The sequence below is a fragment of the Mycobacterium sp. GA-1285 genome (assembly GCF_001499905.1).
In the GTDB taxonomy this organism is placed as follows: Bacteria; Actinomycetota; Actinomycetes; order Mycobacteriales; family Mycobacteriaceae; genus Mycobacterium.
On the sequence record NZ_LQIS01000034.1, the window covers coordinates 43178 to 62881 of the forward strand.

At 67.1% G+C, this 19704-nt stretch carries 16 protein-coding genes; 8 read left to right on the plus strand and 8 right to left on the minus strand.

The window, feature by feature from the left end:
• Window positions 1-63 precede the first annotated feature (63 nt).
• The 3 genes from AU193_RS16285 to AU193_RS16295 all read right to left on the minus strand — a co-directional run bounded on the left by AU193_RS16285 (window position 64) and on the right by AU193_RS16295 (window position 2659).
• Entirely contained in the window at window positions 64-1602 is a 1539-nt protein-coding gene (locus AU193_RS16285; protein ID WP_064423410.1) for a cell wall metabolism sensor histidine kinase WalK, read from the minus strand.
• Window positions 1580-2284 (minus strand): response regulator transcription factor, encoded by a 705-nt coding sequence (locus tag AU193_RS16290; RefSeq protein WP_064423588.1) that lies wholly within the window; start codon window positions 2282-2284, stop codon window positions 1580-1582. The genes AU193_RS16285 and AU193_RS16290 overlap by 23 nt, the downstream gene beginning before the upstream one ends.
• A gap of 177 nt (window positions 2285-2461) precedes the next feature.
• The gene (locus AU193_RS16295; RefSeq protein WP_064423411.1) at window positions 2462-2659 is read right to left on the minus strand and encodes a hypothetical protein; all 198 of its coding nucleotides are present in this window, start codon (window positions 2657-2659) and stop codon (window positions 2462-2464) included.
• Between the two features lie 273 nt (window positions 2660-2932).
• On the opposite strand from AU193_RS16295, the gene AU193_RS16300 reads away from it, so the two are divergent.
• The 5 genes from AU193_RS16300 to AU193_RS16320 all read left to right on the plus strand — a co-directional run bounded on the left by AU193_RS16300 (window position 2933) and on the right by AU193_RS16320 (window position 9817).
• Window positions 2933-3910, plus strand: a complete 978-nt coding sequence (locus tag AU193_RS16300; RefSeq protein WP_064423412.1) for an ABC transporter permease — start codon at window positions 2933-2935, stop codon at window positions 3908-3910.
• A complete protein-coding gene (locus tag AU193_RS16305) occupies window positions 3907-4827 on the plus strand; it encodes an ABC transporter permease (protein ID WP_064423413.1) in 921 nt (306 codons plus the stop codon). Before AU193_RS16300 ends, AU193_RS16305 begins: the two co-directional genes overlap by 4 nt.
• Window positions 4824-6665 (plus strand): ABC transporter ATP-binding protein, encoded by a 1842-nt coding sequence (locus AU193_RS16310; protein ID WP_064423414.1) that lies wholly within the window; start codon window positions 4824-4826, stop codon window positions 6663-6665. Before AU193_RS16305 ends, AU193_RS16310 begins: the two co-directional genes overlap by 4 nt.
• A gap of 11 nt (window positions 6666-6676) precedes the next feature.
• Window positions 6677-8347, plus strand: a complete 1671-nt coding sequence (locus AU193_RS16315; RefSeq protein ID WP_064423415.1) for an ABC transporter family substrate-binding protein — start codon at window positions 6677-6679, stop codon at window positions 8345-8347.
• Between the two features lie 105 nt (window positions 8348-8452).
• Window positions 8453-9817, plus strand: coding sequence for a wax ester/triacylglycerol synthase domain-containing protein (locus AU193_RS16320; protein ID WP_064423416.1), 1365 nt, complete (start codon window positions 8453-8455; stop codon window positions 9815-9817).
• Window positions 9818-9878: 61 nt separating this feature from the next.
• Here the strand turns inward: AU193_RS16320 and AU193_RS16325 are convergent, their stop codons facing one another.
• The 3 genes from AU193_RS16325 to AU193_RS16335 are packed head-to-tail and all read right to left on the minus strand — an operon-like array spanning window position 9879 to window position 14166.
• The gene (locus tag AU193_RS16325) at window positions 9879-10346 is read right to left on the minus strand and encodes a DUF309 domain-containing protein (protein WP_064423589.1); all 468 of its coding nucleotides are present in this window, start codon (window positions 10344-10346) and stop codon (window positions 9879-9881) included.
• Between the two features lie 53 nt (window positions 10347-10399).
• Window positions 10400-13021: an AAA family ATPase gene (locus tag AU193_RS16330; RefSeq protein ID WP_064423417.1), complete on the minus strand. Its 2622-nt coding sequence runs from the start codon at window positions 13019-13021 to the stop codon at window positions 10400-10402.
• On the minus strand, window positions 13018-14166 hold the full coding sequence (locus AU193_RS16335; protein WP_064423418.1) for an exonuclease SbcCD subunit D: 1149 nt from the start codon (window positions 14164-14166) through the stop codon (window positions 13018-13020). The genes AU193_RS16330 and AU193_RS16335 overlap by 4 nt, the downstream gene beginning before the upstream one ends.
• 103 nt (window positions 14167-14269) lie before the next feature.
• Between AU193_RS16335 and AU193_RS16340 the strand changes: the two genes are divergently transcribed.
• Window positions 14270-14788 carry a histidine phosphatase family protein gene (locus AU193_RS16340; RefSeq protein WP_064423419.1) on the plus strand — a complete coding sequence of 173 codons (519 nt, stop codon included), beginning with the start codon at window positions 14270-14272 and terminating at the stop codon, window positions 14786-14788.
• 55 nt (window positions 14789-14843) lie between these two features.
• Here AU193_RS16340 and AU193_RS16345 read toward each other — a convergent pair whose 3' ends face one another.
• Window positions 14844-15401 carry a DUF3558 domain-containing protein gene (locus tag AU193_RS16345; RefSeq protein ID WP_064423420.1) on the minus strand — a complete coding sequence of 186 codons (558 nt, stop codon included), beginning with the start codon at window positions 15399-15401 and terminating at the stop codon, window positions 14844-14846.
• Complete coding sequence (locus tag AU193_RS16350; protein ID WP_064423421.1) at window positions 15398-15961, minus strand: DUF3558 domain-containing protein; 564 nt, start codon at window positions 15959-15961, stop codon at window positions 15398-15400. Before AU193_RS16350 ends, AU193_RS16345 begins: the two co-directional genes overlap by 4 nt.
• Before the next feature lie 77 nt (window positions 15962-16038).
• Here AU193_RS16350 and AU193_RS16355 point away from each other — a divergent pair, with 77 nt between their 5' ends.
• Both AU193_RS16355 and AU193_RS16360 read left to right on the plus strand, forming a co-directional pair.
• Window positions 16039-17787 carry an ABC transporter ATP-binding protein gene (locus AU193_RS16355; RefSeq protein ID WP_064423422.1) on the plus strand — a complete coding sequence of 583 codons (1749 nt, stop codon included), beginning with the start codon at window positions 16039-16041 and terminating at the stop codon, window positions 17785-17787.
• Between the two features lie 8 nt (window positions 17788-17795).
• Entirely contained in the window at window positions 17796-19688 is a 1893-nt protein-coding gene (locus AU193_RS16360) for an ABC transporter ATP-binding protein (protein WP_064423590.1), read from the plus strand.
• Window positions 19689-19704: the final 16 nt, after the last annotated feature.

Consider the following 19704-nt stretch of genomic DNA (forward strand, 5'->3'; position numbering starts at 1 on the left):
ATATAACCGCGCTCCCGTACAGAGGCCATAGAAAATCAGGCCGATCGAATGGGAAAGGCCGAATCACCGGCCGGGCAACGTCACGACGAAGCGCGTCTCACCGGGGGCGCTGTCCACCTCGATGGTGCCGCGGTGGGCCTTGACGACAGCGGCCACGATCGCCAATCCGAGGCCCGTCCCTCCGTCGCGACGAGACCGCGACGAGTCTCCGCGGGCGAACCTCTCGAAAATCTCGGGCTGCAACCAGCCCGGGATGCCCGGGCCGTCGTCGGCCACGGTCAGTACCACGGCGCCATCCGCCTTGACGGTCAGCGACGTGGTGACCGAGGTGCCCGGCGGCGTGTGAACGCGGGCGTTGGCAAGCAGGTTCGCGAGCACCTGGTGTAGCCGGGCCTCATCGCCCACGACGAGTACCGGTTCCGTGGGGAGATTGAGCGACCATTGGTGTTCCGGCCCGGCGATATGCGCGTCGCTGACCGCGTCGACGATCAGGCGCGACAGGTCCACCGGCTGCTGCTCGAGCGGTCGTCCGGTGTCGAGGCGCGCCAGCAGCAGCATGTCCTCGACGAGCTGCGTCATACGGGCGGTTTCCGATTCCACCCGGCTCATGGCGTGGGCGACGTCGTCGGGCACGTCGTCGTGTTTGCGTTGTGCCAGTTCGGTATAGCCGCGGATGGCGGCCAGCGGGGTGCGTAGCTCGTGGCTGGCGTCGGCGACGAACTGGCGGATCCGGGTCTCGCTGGCGTGCCTCGCCGACAGCGCAGACGCGATCCGATCGAGCATTCGGTTCAACGCGGAGCCGAGTTGCCCGATCTCGGTGTGCGCGCCCGCCGGGTCCACCTTGACGATCGGCGTGGGCAGGCGCACTTCGCCGCGTTCGAGTTCTAGGTCGGCGACCTGCCGCGCCGCATCGGAAACTCTTGCCAGCGGCGCGAGTTGACGGCGAATGATCACAATGCCGGCCGTCGTTCCGCCGATCAACGCGGTAGCGCCGACGACGCAGAAGATGACCGCGACGGTGAACAATGTGTCGTCGACATCGGATGTGGGCAGGCCGATCACGATCGTCTCGCCGCCCCGGGGCGTGTGCATCGCGATCACCCGGTAGCGTTTGAGTCCGTCGAGGTCGACGGTCGTCGGCGTGTCCGGCACGACGTGCGCCAGTTGTTGCCCTGCGGCCGTGCTGATCTCGCTGCGTGAGCCCTCGGCGGTGATGACCCCGGCATCGACCGGGGTGCCGCGCGAGACCACCGCGCCCACTGTGCCTGCTGCCTGCCCCGGAGCGTTGAGGAATGCGGGACCTGGCCCGAGGTTGTCGCGAATGATCATGCGGTGACGGAAAGCCGGGCGCGGGAATCCCGGCGGCGCCGGCGGCGGGCCGAACTCGAACAGCCCGGCCGAACGTCGCCCCGTTTCGGCCAAGCGCTCATCCAATTGGTTGACCAGAAAGTGTTGCAGCGCAACGACGGTCCCCACCCCGACCACCGCGCACACCAGTGCGAGGAGAACGATCTGGGAGGCGAGAAGCCGAGCACGCAGCGACCACGTCCGCGGCCATCGGATTCGCGTCGACGGCCCGTCAGCGCGCGGGTTTGAGGACATAGCCGGCACCGCGCAGGGTGTGAATCATCGGTGCACGCCCGTTGTCGATCTTCTTTCTGAGGTACGAGATGTACAACTCGACGACGTTCGAGCGGCCGCCGAAGTCGTAACTCCATACACGATCGAGGATTTGCGCCTTGCTCAGCACGCGTTTCGGATTGCGCATCATGAACCGAAGTAGCTCGAACTCCGTCGCGGTCAACGTGATCGGCTCACCGCCGCGAGTCACCTCGTGACTGTCCTCGTCGAGGACCAGATCTCCGACCACGATCTTCGCGCCATCCGGTTCAGTTGTCACACCGGTGCGCCGCAGCAGCGCCCGTAGGCGCAAGACCACTTCCTCGATGCTGAACGGTTTGGTGACGTAGTCGTCCCCGCCTGCGGTCAACCCTGCGATGCGATCCTCCATCGAGTCCTTCGCGGTCAACAGCAACAGCGGCAACCCGGGGACCTGCTCTCGCAATCTGCGCAACACGTCCAAGCCGCTCATGTCCGGCAGCATCACGTCGAGCACCACGACGTCGGGCGGCGTCTCACGTGCCGAGGCGATGGCTGAAGCCCCGTCGGCCGCGGTCGCGATGTCCCAGCCCTCGTAACGCAAGGCCATCGACATCAGCTCGGTGAGTACCGGTTCGTCGTCGACCACCAGCACGTGTATCGGCTTGCCGTCGGCGCGACGCATGACGACGCGGCCTGCGTGCTGCTCGCTCACACCGGGGATCGCCACGGCTCTCATTATCGTGGTCGTCGTGAGGGGCGGCTGTGCGCTTCCTAAGCGCCGGCTGTGAACCTGCCAGGGTCTGTCAGGCCGCGGGCGGCGGTTCGGCCTTGACCGACGGCGTGGCCACCTACGTCGGGCTCACTTCTTGACGGCAAACGGAGCCGGGCCCTTGATGGTCGGCTCCGCCTTGCCGACCGCCGGCGCAGTGGAGGGTGTTGTCTGGGTCTCCGTCGCGCCGACGCTCATCCTCGGCATCGCGATCGGAGTGGGACCGGCAGGGTGTTCGACCACCATCCCGAGCGCGGCCATCGCCACGAACGCACCGCCGCCGACCACAGCTGAGGCTGCCCGAATTGCATTACTGCGTCCTACCCTGTGACGTGCCATCCGAATTCCTCCATTCGTGGTTGCCCAGTCGCCCCATCGGCGCGGCCACCGGTGAAATCGCAGATGTCGATTGACTGAACCAGCGGTCCCTGGACGCCCGCTGCGGCCCGGGTGAGAGTTCACCAAAATGCCCGGCTCGGTGGCCGCAACGGCCCGCATAACGGCCATCGGGGCCGTCATCTCCTAACCTGAGCGCATGCAGCCGACCGACGGATTCACCGCATGACGCGGTTCTTGGCCCGCCGACTGCTCAACTACCTGGTGTTGCTGGGACTGGCGTCGTTTCTGGTCTTCCTGCTCGCGTCGTGGCAGTTCGACCCCCTCGACAGCCTGGAAAGCCGCAACCCGCGCCCGCCCCAGGCCGTCATCGACGCCAAACGCGTCGAACTCGGTCTCGACAAGCCGGTGCTCGAGCAGTACGTCCACTGGGCATCCGGCGCCATCCGCGGCGACTTCGGGGTGACGATCGCCGGGCAGCCGGTGACCGACGAGCTGTGGCGGCGGGTGGGCGTCAGCCTCCGTCTGTTGGTGATCGGCTCAATCATCGGAACCATGGTCGGCGTGGCCGCCGGAGCGTGGGGGGCCATCCGGCAGTATCGGCTCAGCGACCGCGTCGTCACCGTGCTGTCCCTTCTGGTGATCAGCACACCGACCTTCGTGTTGGCCAACCTCTTCATCCTGGCCGCGCTGGGCGTGAACAACGTACTGGGCGTTCGGATATTCGAGTACACCGGCGAGACCTCACCCTTCCCCATCGAGGGGGCGTGGAACCAATTCGTCGACCGGTTGCAGCATTTGGTGCTGCCCAGCATGACGCTCGCCATCTCCTCGATCGCGATCTACAGCCGGTACCAGCGCAACGCGATGCTCGACGTCCTCGGTCAGGACTTCATCCGCACTGCGCGGGCCAAGGGTTTGACGCGGCGGCGTGCGCTCGTCAAGCACGGCCTGCGCACCGCGCTGATTCCGATGGCGACGTTGTTCGCCTACAGCGTCGCGGGATTGGTGACCGGCGCGGTGTTCACCGAGAAGATCTTCGGCTGGTACGGCGTCGGCGAATGGATCGTCACCGGAATCGGTAACCAGGACATCAACATCGTCGCCGCCATCACCGTGCTGTCCGCTGCGATGATCCTGCTGGCCGGCTTGCTGTCCGACGTGGTCTACGCCGCGCTCGATCCGAGGGTGCGGGTGTCATGACCGAACCAGCCACAGAGCGCTCGACCACCGCGCAGTCCGGCCTGAAAGCAGCCGGGTTCGCATCGCGACGCGCGCTGGTGTTCCGCCGGTTCCTGCGTAACAAGCCGGCCGTCATCTCTCTGGTGCTGTTGGTGGTCCTGTTCGTCGGGTGCTACGCGCTGCCCCCGCTATTGCCCTACAGCTACAACGATCTCGACTACTTCGCGCTGCAGCAACCGCCCAGCCCCGACCACTGGTTCGGCACCAACGCCCTGGGACAGGATCTGTTCGCCCAGACGCTGCGGGGCATGCAGAAGTCGATGCTGATCGGTGTCTGCGTCGCGTTCATCTCGACGATCATCGCGGCGACGGTCGGCACGATCTCGGGCTACTTCACAGACTGGCGCGACCCTGCCCTGATGTGGCTGGTCGACCTGATGCTGGTGGTGCCGAGCTTCCTGCTGATCTCGATCGTCGTGCAGCGCACCAAGGGTGACATCTTCTGGATGATCGTGCTGCTGTCGTTGTTCAGCTGGATGATCAGCTCCAGGATCGTCCGCGGCATGACGATGAGCCTTCGCGACCGCGAATTCGTCGCGGCCGCACGCTATATGGGTGTCAGCGATTGGCGGATCATCATCCGCCACATCCTGCCCAACGTCGCGTCGATCATCATCATCGACACCGCGCTCAACGTCGGTGTTGCGGTGTTGGCCGAAACGGGCCTGAGCTTCTTGGGTTTCGGTATCCAGCCGCCCGATGTGTCGCTCGGGACGCTGATCGCCGACGGGACGAAGTCAGCGACGACGTTCCCGTGGCTGTTCCTGTTTCCCGGTGGTGTCCTGGTGCTGATCATCTTGTGCGCCAACCTCGTCGGCGACGGGCTGCGCGACGCGCTCGATCCGGGTGCGCGCCAGCTCCGGAGGCGCAAGCGATGAGCCTGCTCGAGGTCCGGGATCTCACCGTCGAATTCCCCACGGACTCGGTACCGGTGAAAGCGGTGCGCGGCATGAACTTCGACGTCGACAAGGGCGAGGTCGTCGCGCTGGTCGGCGAATCCGGAGCGGGTAAGTCGGCCAGCGCGATGGCCGTCGTCGGCCTGCTCCCCGAGTACGCCGACGTGTCCGGTTCGATCCGGCTGCACGGCGACCAGCTGATCGGATTGTCCGATCAGCGGATGTCCGCGATCCGTGGCAAGGCCATCGGCACGGTGTTCCAGGATCCGATGTCCGCGCTCACCCCCGTCTACACCGTCGGCGACCAGATCGCCGAGGCGATAGAGATCCACCAGCGCGGCATCGGCCGACAGGCGGCCCGCAGGCGCGCGGTCGAACTGCTCGAATTGGTCGGCATCGCCCAACCCGACCGGCGGGCCAAGTCGTTTCCGCACGAGTTGTCCGGTGGCGAACGTCAACGAGTCGTGATCGCCATCGCCATCGCCAACGATCCCGACCTGATCATCTGCGACGAGCCGACGACCGCCCTGGACGTGACGGTGCAGGCGCAGATCCTCGAGGTGCTCAAGACCGCCCGCGATGTGACCGGCGCGGGTGTCCTGATCATCACCCACGACCTCGGGGTGGTCGCCGAGTTCGCCGACCGCGCCCTGGTGATGTACGCGGGCCGGGCGGTCGAGGTGGCCGGCGTCGAGCAGCTGTACCGGGACCGGCGCATGCCCTACACCGTCGGGCTGCTGGGTTCCGTCCCCCGCCTCGACGCCGCCCAGGGCGCGCGGCTGATCCCCATACCGGGGGCACCGCCGTCGATGGCCGCGCTGCCGCCCGGATGTCCGTTCGCCCCGCGGTGTCCGCTTGCCATCGACGACTGCCTTGCCGCCGAGCCCGAGCTGCTGCCCGTGAACTCCGAGGCGAGCCACCGCGCGGCCTGCATCCGCACCGAACACGTCGTCGGCCGCAGCGCCGCCGAGATCTACGGCGTGTCGACGACCCCGCCCGACACGCCGTCCGCGGCCGAGCCCCCGGTGGTGCTGCGCGTCGACAATCTGGTCAAGACCTACAAACTGACCAAGGGTGTGGTGTTCCGCCGCCAGGTCGGGGAGGTGCGCGCCGTCGACGGCGTCAGCTTCGAACTGCAGCAGGGCCGCACGCTGGGCATCGTCGGAGAATCCGGGTCGGGCAAGTCGACGACCCTGCACCAGATTCTTCAGCTGACCGCGCCCGAGGGTGGCTCCATCGAGGTGCTCGGCAAGGATGTCGCCTCGTTGGACCGGCAGGGACGACGGCTGCTGCGAGGCGACCTGCAGGTGGTGTTCCAGGACCCGGTGGCCTCCCTGGACCCGCGGCTTCCGGTGTTCGATGTGCTGGCTGAACCGTTGCAGGCCAACGGGTTCGGCAAACGTGAACGTGACGAACGGGTCGGTGAACTGCTCGGCATCGTCGGACTGCAGCGCGAAGACGCCTCCCGCTATCCAGCGGAGTTCTCGGGCGGGCAGAAGCAGCGCATCGGCATCGCGCGGGCGCTCGCGCTGCAGCCCAAGATCCTCGCCCTCGACGAGCCGGTGTCGGCGCTGGACGTCTCGATCCAGGCCGGCATCATCAATCTGCTGTTGGATCTGCAGCAGCGGTTCGAGCTGTCGTATCTGTTCGTCTCGCACGACCTCTCGGTGGTGCGGCACCTCGCCCACCGGGTGGCCGTGATGTACAAGGGCACCGTGGTCGAACAGGGCGACGGTGACCAGGTGTTCACCGACCCGCAGCACGACTACACGCGGCGGCTGCTGGCCGCGGTGCCGCAACCGCAGGTGAATCGCCGCTAGAGTCGGAGCGCATGAAGATGCGACGCTTCGCTGCGGCTTCCATGATCGCCGCGCTGACCCTGACCGCCTGCTCAGGCGGTTCCGAGGAGGCCCCCTCCGCCGGCGGCGAGGCGACGGTGGGAACCACCAACGACATCAACCCGCGAGACGTCGCCGACCTGCAGCAAGGCGGCAACCTCCGGCTGGCGCTCAACGACTTCTCGCCCAACTTCAACCCGCTGCACATCGACGGCAACACCGGCGACAACAACTCGGTGCTCAAGCCGACCATGCCGCGCGCGTTCCGCATCGGGCCCGACGGCTCGGCCACCGTCAACACCGACTACTTCACCGACGTGGAGTTGACGAGCACCGACCCGCAGGTCGTCACGTACACCATCAACCCGAAAGCGGTGTGGAGCGACGGCGCACCGATAACCTGGGAGGACATCCGGTCCCAGATCAACGCCACCAGCGGCAACGACGACCGCTTCGCGATCGCCGCGACCAACGGCAGCGACCGGGTCGAGAAGGTCGAGCGGGGTGTCGACGACCGCCAGGCCGTCGTCACCTTCGCCAAGCCGTGGTCCGACTGGCAGGGGATGTTCGCAGGCACCAGCATGCTGCTGCCCAAGAGCTCGACGGAGGACCCGGAGGTCTTCAACAGGGGTCAGCTCAACGGCCCCGGACCGTCGGCGGGACCGTTCATCGTCTCCAACCTGGATCGCGGAGCGAAGCGAATCACGTTGACCCGCAACCCCAAATGGTGGGGTGAGCAGCCTCTGCTGGACAGCATCACGTTCCTCGTGCTCGACGATGCCGCACGCATTCCCGCGTTGCAGAACAACACCATCGATGCCACCGGTCTGGCGACACTCGACGAGATGCAGATCGCGCGACGCACACAGGGTGTGAGCATCCGGCGTGCGCCCGGCCTGGCCTGGTACCACTTCACGTTCAACGGCTCGCCCGGTTCGATCCTGGCCGACCCCGCGCTGCGACGGGCGATCGCCAAGGGCATCGACCGCAAGACGATCGCCGAAGTCACCCAGCGTGGACTCGCCGACAACCCCGCACCGCTGAACAACCACATCTTCGTCGCGGGCCAGGAGGGTTACCAGGACAACAGCGGCGAGGTCACCTTCGATCCGGAGAAGGCCGAACAGGAGCTCGATGCGCTGGGCTGGCGGCTCAACGGTCAGTTCCGCGAGAAGGACGGGCGCCAACTCGTGATCCGCGATGTGCTGTTCGACTCGCTCAGCACCCGGCAGTACGGGCAGATCGCGCAGAACAACCTCGCCCAGATCGGGGTGAACCTCGAGCTGGACGTCCGCCCGGCGGCCGGGTTCTTCACCGACTACGTCACCGTCGGCAACTTCGACATCGCCCAATTCTCTTGGAGCGGCGATGCTTTCCCGCTCGCCAGCCTGACGCAGATCTACCGGACCGGAGCCGAGAGCAACTTCGGACAGATCGGCAGCCCGGAGATCGACGCGAAGATCGAGCAGACCGTCGGCGAACTGGATCCGGCCAAGTCCCGTGTGCTGGCGAACGAGCTGGACAAGATGCTGTTCAACGAGGTGTTCAGCCTGCCGTTGACCCAGTCGCCGGGAAACATCGCCGTGCGAAGCAATCTCGCCAACTTCGGTGCGTTCGGTCTGGCCGACGCCGACTACACGAAGATCGGCTTCGCGAAGCCGTAGCGGGGTGTGACGTTCGTGCACACCTCGAGGGCATTAGGTCCTTCGTCGGAGGCAATAGCGCCGCGAACCTGACATGTAGTCGTAGCGTGATGGGCGGGAGCGAATATGACGGCATTCATGCGCAATACCGACGCCTTCACCTGGGCGATGGAAAGTGACCCGCGGTTGCGGTCGACCGTGGTGACGGTGATCATGCTCGACCGGGTGCCGGATTGGGGCGAGGTTCGTCGCCGGTTCGACCGGGTGAGTCGGATGCTGCCGATGTTCCGGCAACGGGTCGTGCAGTCGCCGCCGCCGGCACCGCCGAGGTGGGAACAGGCGCCCGATTTCGACCTCGACTTCCACATGCGACGAGTGACCGCACCGACGCCCGGCACGCTGGACACCGTCTTGGAGATGGCGCGACTGGCTCAGATGGCCGACTTCGACAGGGCCCGTCCGCTCTGGGAGGCCACGCTGATCGACGGATTGACCGGTGGAGCGGCAGCGGTGTTGTGCCGATTCCACCACGCGTTGACCGACGGCGTAGGCGGCGTCCAGATCGGCATGATCCTCTTCGATATCCAACAGCAACCGAACAACGTTGTGCCCCTGCCGGAGGCGCCTCCTGCGGTCAGCGAATCGTGGTTCAGTGGCTACCGTGATGCGTTGCGCTACAACGCGGGTTTGGCCGGTGCCGCTATGAGCACCGCGATCACCTTCGCTCCGAGGTGGCTGAGTCAGGGCATCCGACGCCCGCTCGCGACGGTCAACGCGGCAACGGCGACGGCGGCGTCGGTCTACCGCACGGTCCGCCCGGTGAACAGCACCGGATCGCCTCTGATCACGCGTCGCAGCCTCGTCCGTCGCCTCGGTGTTCACGATGTTTCGCTGCAACGTCTCAGAGAGGCCGCGCACCGGTGTGACTGCGCCCTCAACGACGCCTTCGTGGCCGGAGTCGCCGGCGGCCTGCGCCGCTATCACGACAAGCACGGCGTCGTCATCGGCGACCTGCACCTGACCATGCCGATCAACCTGCGGACCACAGGAGAGGAGATGGGCGGCAACCGGATCACGCTGATGCGATTCGACATTCCGGCGGGGCTGGCCGACCCTGCTCAGCGGATGCGCGAAATCCGCTCCCGGACAGGTGAAGTACGTCATGAGCGTGCGATTCCGTACACGCAGGCGATCGCGGGAGTACTCAACCTCATGCCCCGCTGGTATATCGGTTCCATTCTGCGCCACGTGGACTTCGTCGCCAGTGACGTGCCGGGCATCCCAATACCGGTGTACCTCGGCGGGTCGCGGGTCACCGCCCAGTACGCATTCGGCCCGACGATCGGCGCGGCGGTCAACGTGACGCTGCTGACGTATGCCGACACCTGTCACCTCGGCCTCAACGTCGACACCGGTGCGATACCTGACTACGACCTCTTCCGTTCCTGCCTTGTGGAGGGGTTCGACGAAGTCCTGACACTGGCGGACTGAGCTGCGGCGACTTGTGCGTGATTCCGATCGCTCAGCGAACGTTTTCACGCACGAATCGCCGTTATTGGAGACGCGGGCGAAGCCGATCGGGGTCGATCTGCGCTCCGGCTTCGAGGTCGTCGATGAGCGTCCCCGCGTAGTCGACGAGCCCGGTGACGTCGACACCGTGCGTGGTAGAGGTGTCGTCGGTCAGACCACTGCGCGCGCGGCGCAATACCCCGAGCGCTCCCTTGGTGTTCCCGCGTTGCACGTGGGTGATGCCGACGGCCAGCTGGGCGAGGCTCTGCCACAGCGAGCGTTCGGTGTGCGGACCGTTCTTCCACGCCGCCTCGAACACCTCGTGCGCGTGGAACGCCATACCGTTGTCGAGAAGCTCCTGGGCATAGGCGAGGGTCTCGGCCGGCGGCATGTCTAGGTCGTCGGGAATCCGCGCGACACCCTCGCTGCCGTGCGGCAGCGGCCGTCCCAGCGCATCGCGGGGACGGGTGTTACGGGGACGCCCGGCTTCATCGCGGTCGCGATCGGCCATGGCACCCATCTTGGCACCCGCGGCTGTCACGCACGCAGCAGCTCGGCAGCCGGCTACGCCGTCAGCGCGATGTGTTGGGCGCCGTCGACGGCCGCGTACCGCTGCGGGCTGCACGTCAGCACGATCACCTGTCCGTCGCCACCGACCGCGTTGAACACCGCGCCCATCTTGACCAGGCGGTCGGGATCGGTGAAGCCGAGCGCGTCGTCGATGACCACCGGCACGCTGTCCTCCTTGGCCACCAACGCCGCGCTGGCCAGTCGCGCAACGATGCCGAGTTGTTCCTTGGCCCCGCCCGAGAGCAAGTCATAGGGCACTGTGCGGCCCGACAGCGTGCGGGTGCAGATCCGCAGCGCGCTGTCGACCTCCACCTCGAAGCTCTCTCCGAACACCATGCGGCCCAACCGCTCCACTTCACCGCGGAACGGCTCGACGTAACGCTGCCGGGTGGAGTCGCGATGCCGTGTGATCACCGACCGCAGCAACTCGGCGGCCCGCGCGCGGCGCTGCACCCTCGAGTACTCGGCGAGGGCGTGCTCGCGCTCCGTCTCCGCCTCGTCGAGTTTGCCCTTGCGGCCTTCGGTGCCGTACACCTTCAATCGCGTGCTGACCTCTTTCAGCTCCTCTGCCACCTGATCGTGTTCGGCCGAAAAGGCGTCGGCCCGGCGGGTCGCTTCCTGAAGAGCCGCGGCCACGGCCTCGGGCGCCGCGCGGGTGAGTTCGTCGCTCAGCTCGGCGACCAGGGCGGTGGCCCGCAACGCGTCGTCGGCGTGCGCCTGGGCCTTGACCGCCAACTCCGCGTCACCAACGGTGGCGCGCTGCTCCTCCAATCGTTCGCGGGCCAGCGCAAGCTCGGACCGCGCACCGGCCGACTTCTCGCGCAGCACGGTAATCCGAGTGTCGCACTCCCCCAGGCGCTTAGCGGCCTCCTCGGCAACCTTACGATGCGTTTCGCAATCGGCGATCGCCTGGTGCTGTGCGGCGGTCGCGGCGTCGAGCTCGGCACAGGCGACGTCCGCGTCGACCTCGAACACCTCCGCAACCTCGGGCCGTCGCGCATTGAGGTCGGCCAGCCGCGCCATGAGCCGCTCGGCCGATTCGTCACCCGTCAGCGCCTCGACCGTCGCGCTCAGCCGGTCTCGGGTCGTGATCAATTGTTGACGCCGCTGATCGACGACGCGCGCCTCGGCGACGTCACCGACACCGCACGCCTCGAGCACAGACGTCAGGACCTCCTGTGCAGCAACGAGTTTGGCCTTAATCTGCGCCGCCGGCGTGCCGGGTACCAGCCGAGCGGTCAGCAAACCCGGCATTTCGATGGTGGTCTCAGCGCTGACGCTGGCCGTCCACGCCTCGCCCGCCCCGAGGGGGACCGTCTCGCCTGCGACGCGTACCGCGACGTCGGCCGTCGCGATCAGCTCGATGTGCGCCGCCGCCGATTCGAGCTGTGCCGTCACCGCGTCGACCGTCGCTTCGGCGGATTCGATGGCCCGCATCTTCTCGCCGGTCAACCGGATCTCGGCGAGTTCGTCTCGCACGCGGTCGAGCTCGCGCTGGGCGGTCTCGATCTTCGCCAGCCGCGCGGCGATGCGGTCGGCCTCGTCGCGGTCGGCAAGCCGCTGTACGGTTCGTCGTGCCGCTTCGACGCGGGATTCGATGGCCGACAACGCGCTTCGTGCCTGCTGCGCGGCGGCCTCGGCGAGCTCGGCCACCTCCGCGACCGTCGACTGATCGTCGGCGGCCTGGGCCACCGTGGCCTCGAGCTCGGCCATCGCGGCGGCTCGCTGCTCGATGTCGGCACGCAGCCGCCGCCGCTCCTCGACCGCGGCACGCGACGCGTCGTGATTGGCCTGCGCCGCCGCGAGAACCAGCTCGGCTTCCTTGAGCTGTCCCCTCAGCGCGGCCACCTCGTCCGCTGCCTTCTGCACGACGGCGACCTGCTTCACGGCATCGGCGCGCTGTGCGGCCAGCCGCGCCAGGTCGTCGGTGAGCGTGGCATGCCTGCGCGCCGCGTCGTCGACCTGGGCGACGGCGGCCGCCGCTTCGGCCAACGCGTCCTCGGCCGTTCGCAACCGCTTGGTGGCCGCGGCCCACTCACCTGTGGGCCTTCCGGTGCGGGTGAAGTACCGCAGGTATTCCTCTTCCACGCGGTCGACCAGCAACGGTTCGGCACCCGAAAGTTCCACCGCCTCACCGGCGGCCACGTCGAGCGCGCGCGACAGCGCGTCGCATCCGGACAGGTCGACCGCCGCCGTCGACCCGGACTGCAGCACCCGCTGGGCCTGCCACAGGCAGGTGTCGACGGTCTCGTCGAGCATGGCCCGAACGCGGTCGTGTGCCTCGTCGCCGGTGAGCTGTTCGCGGCGCGGCTCCACGATCGTCAGCTCGGTCTCGAAGCGTTTGTGGAAGCGCTTGCGGTAGACGAATCGATACCGCCCGGTGGAGATCTCGGCTTCGACTTCGGCACCGACGTCCGCGTGTGTTGGCTTGACGTCTTTGACGTCCTTCTTCGCCGACCGGTCCTTGGCCTCGATCAGCAGGTCCAGCGCCTCGATCATCGAGGACTTGCCGATCTCGTTTGCGCCGCTGACGATCACCACGCCGTGGTCGGGAAACTCGATCTCGCGGTGGGTGATGCCGCGGTAATTGGTCAGAACCAGACGATGCAGTTTCACGCCACACCTCGATCCGACAGCCGCAGAAGCAGCGCGAGGGCGGCGCGCGCGTCCTCGGCCGCCTCACCGTCCGACCGGGCGGTCGCGACCAGTTCGTCGACGGCCGATGCGGCGAAGCCGCCGATACCGAGGTCGTCGAACTCACCGTCAGCGGGAACGACCGCGATGTCGCTCTGCTTCTCGTCCACCCTCAGCGCGGCGAACAGGCGCGCGTATTTGTCCAGGCAGGTGTCGAGCGCAGCCTTGTCGGTGACCGTCAAGGTTCCGGTGAGCGCGAGACGGACCACGGTACGTTCCTTGTCCGGCAACAGATCCAGGTTGATGTCCAGGTCTGCGACGTCGCGGTCGCTGTCCACCCCACGATGCAGGGTGACGAACCGCCAGCGGCCCACCTTCCGTGGTTCGACGGTGACCGGATGCGCCGGGTCCTCTTCGTCGATCTCGACGACCAGCACATGCCCCGGGTCGACCTCGATGTCGTCGTAGTTGGTGACCTCCGGTGACCCGGAGTACCAGATCCGCCCGGTGGACCCCACCTGCATACGAGAATGCTTGTCGCCCAAGGCGACATAGTGAACGGCGCCCCGGTTGACGGCCGCCTCCAGCGCCGAAAGCCGGATGAGCGACGGTCGGTCCTTGTCCGGCACGAAGATGTCCACACCGCCGTGCCCGACGACGACCCGCGTCACCCCGTCGGCGGGCAGGTCCTCGAGCACGCCCGCCACGGGGTCCGACGACGGCGCCTTCGAGGTCCACGGCGCCGCGACCAGCTCCAGTCCGGGCCGCACCTCGTGCACACCGGCGCGATCGAGGATCGACACGTTTCCGGGGCATTCGGCGACGAACAGCGGGCTGGTGTACACCGACGAGGCGTCGAGCGGGTCGTGGTTGCCCGGCAGCAGGTACACGGGAACGCCGATGGCACGCATGACCTCGAGCGATTGGCTGACGTCGCGCGGCGCGAGTTGGTTGTGCTCGAAGACATCACCGGCGACGACGACGAACTCCGCGCCGGCGTCGGCAGCCACCCGTCCCAGCTCGGCCACCGCGTCCCGGCGCGCGGCCGAATAACGGGGCTGCGCCTCACCATTGAGGAAGTAACGCGTCATGCCGAGCTGCCAGTCGGCGGTGTGCACGAATCGCATCTCAGCGCCCCCTCCCCCTCGTGTGTTTGCCGGGCACCGCGAGTGTAGGGCGGCACGCCGACAAGTCACGGGAGGTGCAGCGGCATGCCTTACCGTTGATCCGGTGACCGACCGGTACCGCACGCTGCTGTTGCTCCGGCACGCCAAGTCGGACTACCCGCCGGGGGTCGGCGACCACGACCGTCCACTGGCGGCCAGGGGTGTGCGCGAGGCCGGGTTGGCCGGCGACTGGCTGCGTGCTCACGCACCGGCCGTGGACGCCGTGCTGTGCTCGACCGCGACCCGCACCCGCGAGACGCTCGCACGCACCGGTATCGCCGCGCCCGTCCAGTACCTCGACCGCCTCTACGACGCGACGCCGGGCACGGTGATCGGCGAGATCAACCGGGTGCAATCGCACTTCGACTTCGAGGTGGGGGCCCTGCTGGTGATCGGCCATGAACCGGCGATGTCGGGTGTCGCGCTCGGCCTGGCCACCATGGACGGCAGCAATAGCGTTGCCGCCGAACAGATTTCGCTGAAGTACCCGACGTCGGCCATCGCGGTGCTGCGGACGCGGGAAACGTGGGCCGACTTGGCGCTCGGCGGCGCGACGCTGGTGGACTTCCACGTCGCGCGATAGCGAGTTATGCGCGTTTTGCCGCGCTCACCGCAACAAAGCGCTCACAATCACCCGGTCAGGCGCGGGTGGCCAGCGTCAGCTCCATCAGCTTGATCGCCATCCCGCACGCATCCATCCCCGGCGATTGCGGGTTGATCCACCAGCCGACCACCCCGGCGGCGTCGCTGGCCACACCGCACGCGCCGTTCGGATCGTTCGGCCGCATCACGATGGACTGGATTCCAGCGACCCTGCGATCTTCGATCCGATAGTCCAACCGCTGGGCGACCTCGCGTTCGTGGTCCAGATCGCCCTGCTCGAACCAGAACCGGGTGATGTCGATGAGGCCCGCCGGATTGGCCGCCTGCCAGCGGCACACGGCACCGACGAAGGTGCTCTGGATGTCGAGGGGCTCGGCGCCCACGGTCTCGGCGAGGATGTCTTCGGTCAGCACATCGCACTCCTTGAGCAGGTTCGGGTACTGCCGCTCGGAATCTTCGTTGCGCGGTCCCCCACCCGATCCCGACTTGGCCGCGGTGCCTTCGACCGTCTGTGTGCAACCGGTGAGCACGGCCAACGAAGCGAGCACGGCGAACATGCCCGCGATCAGCCGACGAGCGGACACGGATCTCATTCGGAGTTCACAATCGATTGGCGGGTCAGTTCCTTGGCCACCTCGCAGGGATCCGGGAACGGCTTCGAGGCGTAGCTGACCGACCACTCGATGAAGTCGTCGTCGAACTGGATGCCGATCTCGCAGAGGTTGACGCCGTTGATCGGGTCCTCGGTGTAACCGATGAATCCGTCGTGGCCTTCGATGGTGATGTCTTCGACGGCGGTGCGCGACAGTTCCATGGTCTTGCGCTCACGTCCGATCGGGCTGCCGCGGAACCAGGTGAACGAGAAGTGCGGGCCGAGGATGCTGCCGCCCGCCAGCCACTGGCACCCGACGGAGGTCTGGGCGGTGTTGACCAGCCCCGGGATCCGCGTCTGCTTGATGACCTCCTGGTCGCTGATACCGCCGCATTGCGGGAAGAACGGGCCGTGCGAGACGTTCTCCGTTGGCGCTGAGGTGTCCTCGGGCACTTGCGGGCCGGCGGGTTCGGAATCCGAGCATGCGGACAGCGGAATGACCACCGCGGCCGCGAGGGCCAAGCAGCGGGTCACGCGCGTGCTGTGAGTCACGCCATGCACTGTAGCGGCAGCCACTCTGGTCAACCACCGACATGCCGGTTGACCTGCCCATATATCGGATGTGCGACAGTAACGGGATGTTATGGGCGCTGCTGCGACAGTACGCGCGGCCATATCGGGCGCTGCTCGCCACCGTCGCCGCGCTGCAGTTGGTCAGCACGCTCGCCTCGCTGTACCTGCCGACGGTCAACGCGGCGATCATCGACGACGGCGTCGCGGCGGGGAACCTGCGCCGGATCGTCGAACTGGGCGGTGTGATGCTGGCGGTCACCGCGCTGCAGGTGGTGTGCGCGGTGGGGGCGGTGTACTTCGGCTCTCGCGCGGGCATGGGCGTCGGGCGCGATCTGCGCGCGGCGATGTTCGACCACGTCACCGGGTTCTCCGCCGAGGACGCCGCACGGTTCGGTGCACCGTCACTGCTCACCCGCACCACCAACGACGTGCAGCAGATTCAACTGCTGGTCCAACTGACCTGCACGATGCTGGTCACCGCGCCGATCATGTCGATCGGCGGAATCTTCATGGCACTGCATCAGGACGCCGGGCTGTCCTGGCTGCTGCTCCTGAGCGTGCCGATCCTGGCCCTGTCGAACTACTGGATCGTGCGCAACCTACTTCCGATCTTCCGCCGCATGCAGCGTCTGGTCGACGGCATCAACGGGGTGATGCGCGACCAACTCGCCGGCCTGCGCGTGATCCGCGCGTTCGCCCGGGAGCCGTTCGAACGCAACCGGTTCGCCGAAGCCAACCACGCGCTGGCCGACACCGCGCTCGAAGCCGGACGGTGGCAGGCGCTGATGCTGCCCACCACGACGCTGGTGATCAACGTGTCGAGCGTCGCGTTGATCTGGTTCGGTGGGCTGCGGATCGACGCCGGACAGATGCAGGTGGGTTCGTTGATCGCGTTCCTGGCCTACTTCATGCAGATACTGATGGCGGTCCTGCTGGCAACGTTCATTCTCGTCATCATCCCGCGGGCGTCGGTGTGCGCCGAGCGGATCGTGGAGGTGCTTTCCGTCACACCGCGGATCGTCACCCCCGAACGTCCGGTGCGGCCGTCGAGCATACGGGGCGAGATCCGGCTGGACGCCGCGACGTTCTGTTATCCAGGCGCGGAACAGCCTGTTCTGCAGGATATTTCGCTGACGGCACCACCGGGGACGACGACGGCGGTGGTCGGCTCCACAGGGTCGGGTAAGTCGACGCTGGTGTCGCTGATCTGCCGGATGTACGACGTGACGAGCGGTTCGGTGTATCTCGACGGAATCGACCTCCGTGACTACGACCTCGAGCAACTGTGGTCGGTGGTCGGCCTGGTGCCTCAGCGCGGATACCTGTTCTCGGGCACCGTCGCCGACAATCTGCAAATCGGTATGGCCCCAGGAAATGTGGCCACCGACGATGAGATGTGGGACGCGCTGCGGGTGGCCGCGGCCGACGATTTCGTGCGCGCGCACCCCGACGGCTTGGCCATGAAGGTCGCGCAGGGAGGGGCGAATCTCTCGGGCGGTCAGCGCCAGCGGTTGGCCATCGCCCGCGCGGTGATCCGTCGACCCGCCGTGTATCTGTTCGACGACGCGTTCTCCGCACTCGACGTGCATACCGACGCCCGCGTGCGCTCGGCGCTGCGCGAGGCGTCGGCAGACGCGACGGTCATCGTTGTCGCCCAGCGCATCTCCACCGTCACCCAGGCAGACCAGATCGTGGTGATCGACGACGGCCGGATTGTCGGCATCGGTACCCACGAAACCCTGCTGACGGACTGCCCGCAGTACGCCGAATTCGCCGACTCCCAGTCACTCGCCGTCGTCGGGGACGTCCAGTGAGCGGCCCGATGACCCGGCCGATCCGCGGCGTGATGCAGGCGCCCACGCAGCGCTCGCGCGACTTCACCGGGTCCGCGATCCGCTTGGTCAAACGGCTGACACCGCAGCGCGGCCTGACCACCGCGGTGATACTCCTTGGCGTCGCGGGCATCGCGATCAGTGTCATCGGGCCGCGAATCCTGGGGCACGCCACCGATCTTCTGTTCAACGGCGTGGTCGGCCGTCAGCTGCCCGCGGGGATCACCAAGGAGCAGGCCATCGTCGCCGCCCGCGCGCGCGGTGACGGCACGTTCGCCGATCTGCTGTCGGGGATGAACGTGGTCCCCGGCCAGGGTGTGGACTTCGAGGCCGTCGGGCGCACACTGCTGCTCGCGTTGGGCCTGTATCTCGTCGCTGCGCTGATGGTCTGGTTGCAGGCCCTGCTCCTCAACGTCGCGGTGCAGCGGACCATGGCGACGCTGCGCTCCGACGTCGAGGACAAGCTGCACCGAATGCCGCTGTCCTACTTCGACTCTCGTCAGCGCGGCGAGGTGCTCAGCAGGGTCACCAACGACGTCGACAACATCCAGGGCTCGTTGTCGATGACGATCAGCCAGTTGTTGACGTCCGTGCTGACGGTGCTGTCGGTGCTGGTGATGATGCTGACCATCTCACCGCTTCTGACGCTGCTGACCGTGGTGACGGTGCCGCTGTCGCTGTGGGCGACCCGGGTCATCGCGCGCCGGTCGCAACGCCTGTTCGTCGCGCAGTGGGCCAACACCGGCAGGCTCAACGCCCACATCGAGGAGACCTACAGCGGCTTCGCCATCGTCAAGACCTTCGGTCATCGCGCCGCGGCGCAGGAGCGGTTCCGCGAGTGCAACGAGGACGTCCACGACGCCGCCTTCGGCGCCCAGTTCTTCTCCGGTCTCGTCGGGCCCGCCACCACGTTCATCGGTAACCTGAGCTATGTCGCGGTCGCCGTGGTGGGCGGGTTGCAGGTGGCCACCGGCCAGATCACGCTCGGCAGCATCCAGGCGTTCATCCAGTACGTCCGCCAGTTCAACCAGCCGCTGACGCAGGTCGCGGGCATGTACAACTCGCTGCAGTCCGGCGTGGCCAGTGCGGAGCGGGTATTCGAGCTGCTCGACGCGGATGAGGAGGTGCCCGATTCCGCGGACCGGCTGCCGGTCGGTGACCCGGTGGCCGGTCGGGTCGAGTTCGAGGACGTCACGTTCGGCTACCACCCGGACACACCGGTGATCCGGAACCTGTCGCTGGTCGCCGAACCCGGTAGCACGGTGGCAATCGTCGGGCCGACGGGCGCGGGCAAGACGACGCTGGTGAACCTGCTGATGCGGTTCTACGACGTGGACTCCGGCCGGATCCTGGTGGACGGCGTGGACATCTCGACGGTCAGCAGGGAATCGCTGCGGTCCCGCATCGGGATGGTGCTCCAAGACACCTGGCTGTTCGCCGGCACCATCTTCGAGAACATCGCCTACGGCAGACCCGGCGCCTCCGAGGACGAGGTGATCGCGGCGGCCAAGGCCGCATACGTCGACCGGTTCGTGCACATGCTGCCCAACGGCTATCAGACCCACGTCACCGACGACGGCGCCTCGATCAGCGCCGGCGAGAAACAGCTCATCACGATCGCGCGCGCGGTGCTGGCCCGGCCCAGCCTGCTGATCCTCGACGAGGCGACCAGCTCGGTCGACACCCGCACCGAGCTGCTGATTCAGCAGGCGATGGCCGAGTTGCGCCGCGACCGAACGAGTTTCATCATCGCCCACCGGCTGTCGACCATCCGTGACGCCGACCTCATCGTGGTGATGGACGCGGGTGAGATCGTCGAACGCGGCACCCACGCCGAGTTGCTCGCTAAGCGTGGCGCTTATTGGTCCATGACGCAGGTCTGAGCATCGTACGCTCACG

What these genes read in the sequence shown, in the direction of transcription:
- AU193_RS16355 (WP_064423422.1), top strand. Translation starts at nt 16,039, where the DNA reads ATGTTATGGGCGCTGCTGCGACAGTACGCGCGGCCATATCGGGCGCTG.
- AU193_RS16320 (WP_064423416.1), top strand. Translation starts at nt 8,453, where the DNA reads ATGACGGCATTCATGCGCAATACCGACGCCTTCACCTGGGCGATGGAA.
- AU193_RS16345 (WP_064423420.1), bottom strand. Translation starts at nt 15,401, where the DNA reads ATGAGATCCGTGTCCGCTCGTCGGCTGATCGCGGGCATGTTCGCCGTG.
- AU193_RS16305 (WP_064423413.1), top strand. Translation starts at nt 3,907, where the DNA reads ATGACCGAACCAGCCACAGAGCGCTCGACCACCGCGCAGTCCGGCCTG.
- AU193_RS16300 (WP_064423412.1), top strand. Translation starts at nt 2,933, where the DNA reads ATGACGCGGTTCTTGGCCCGCCGACTGCTCAACTACCTGGTGTTGCTG.
- AU193_RS16285 (WP_064423410.1), bottom strand. Translation starts at nt 1,602, where the DNA reads ATGTCCTCAAACCCGCGCGCTGACGGGCCGTCGACGCGAATCCGATGG.
- AU193_RS16310 (WP_064423414.1), top strand. Translation starts at nt 4,824, where the DNA reads ATGAGCCTGCTCGAGGTCCGGGATCTCACCGTCGAATTCCCCACGGAC.
- AU193_RS16315 (WP_064423415.1), top strand. Translation starts at nt 6,677, where the DNA reads ATGAAGATGCGACGCTTCGCTGCGGCTTCCATGATCGCCGCGCTGACC.
- AU193_RS16290 (WP_064423588.1), bottom strand. Translation starts at nt 2,284, where the DNA reads ATGCGTCGCGCCGACGGCAAGCCGATACACGTGCTGGTGGTCGACGAC.
- AU193_RS16335 (WP_064423418.1), bottom strand. Translation starts at nt 14,166, where the DNA reads ATGCGATTCGTGCACACCGCCGACTGGCAGCTCGGCATGACGCGTTAC.
- AU193_RS16325 (WP_064423589.1), bottom strand. Translation starts at nt 10,346, where the DNA reads ATGGCCGATCGCGACCGCGATGAAGCCGGGCGTCCCCGTAACACCCGT.
- AU193_RS16360 (WP_064423590.1), top strand. Translation starts at nt 17,796, where the DNA reads ATGACCCGGCCGATCCGCGGCGTGATGCAGGCGCCCACGCAGCGCTCG.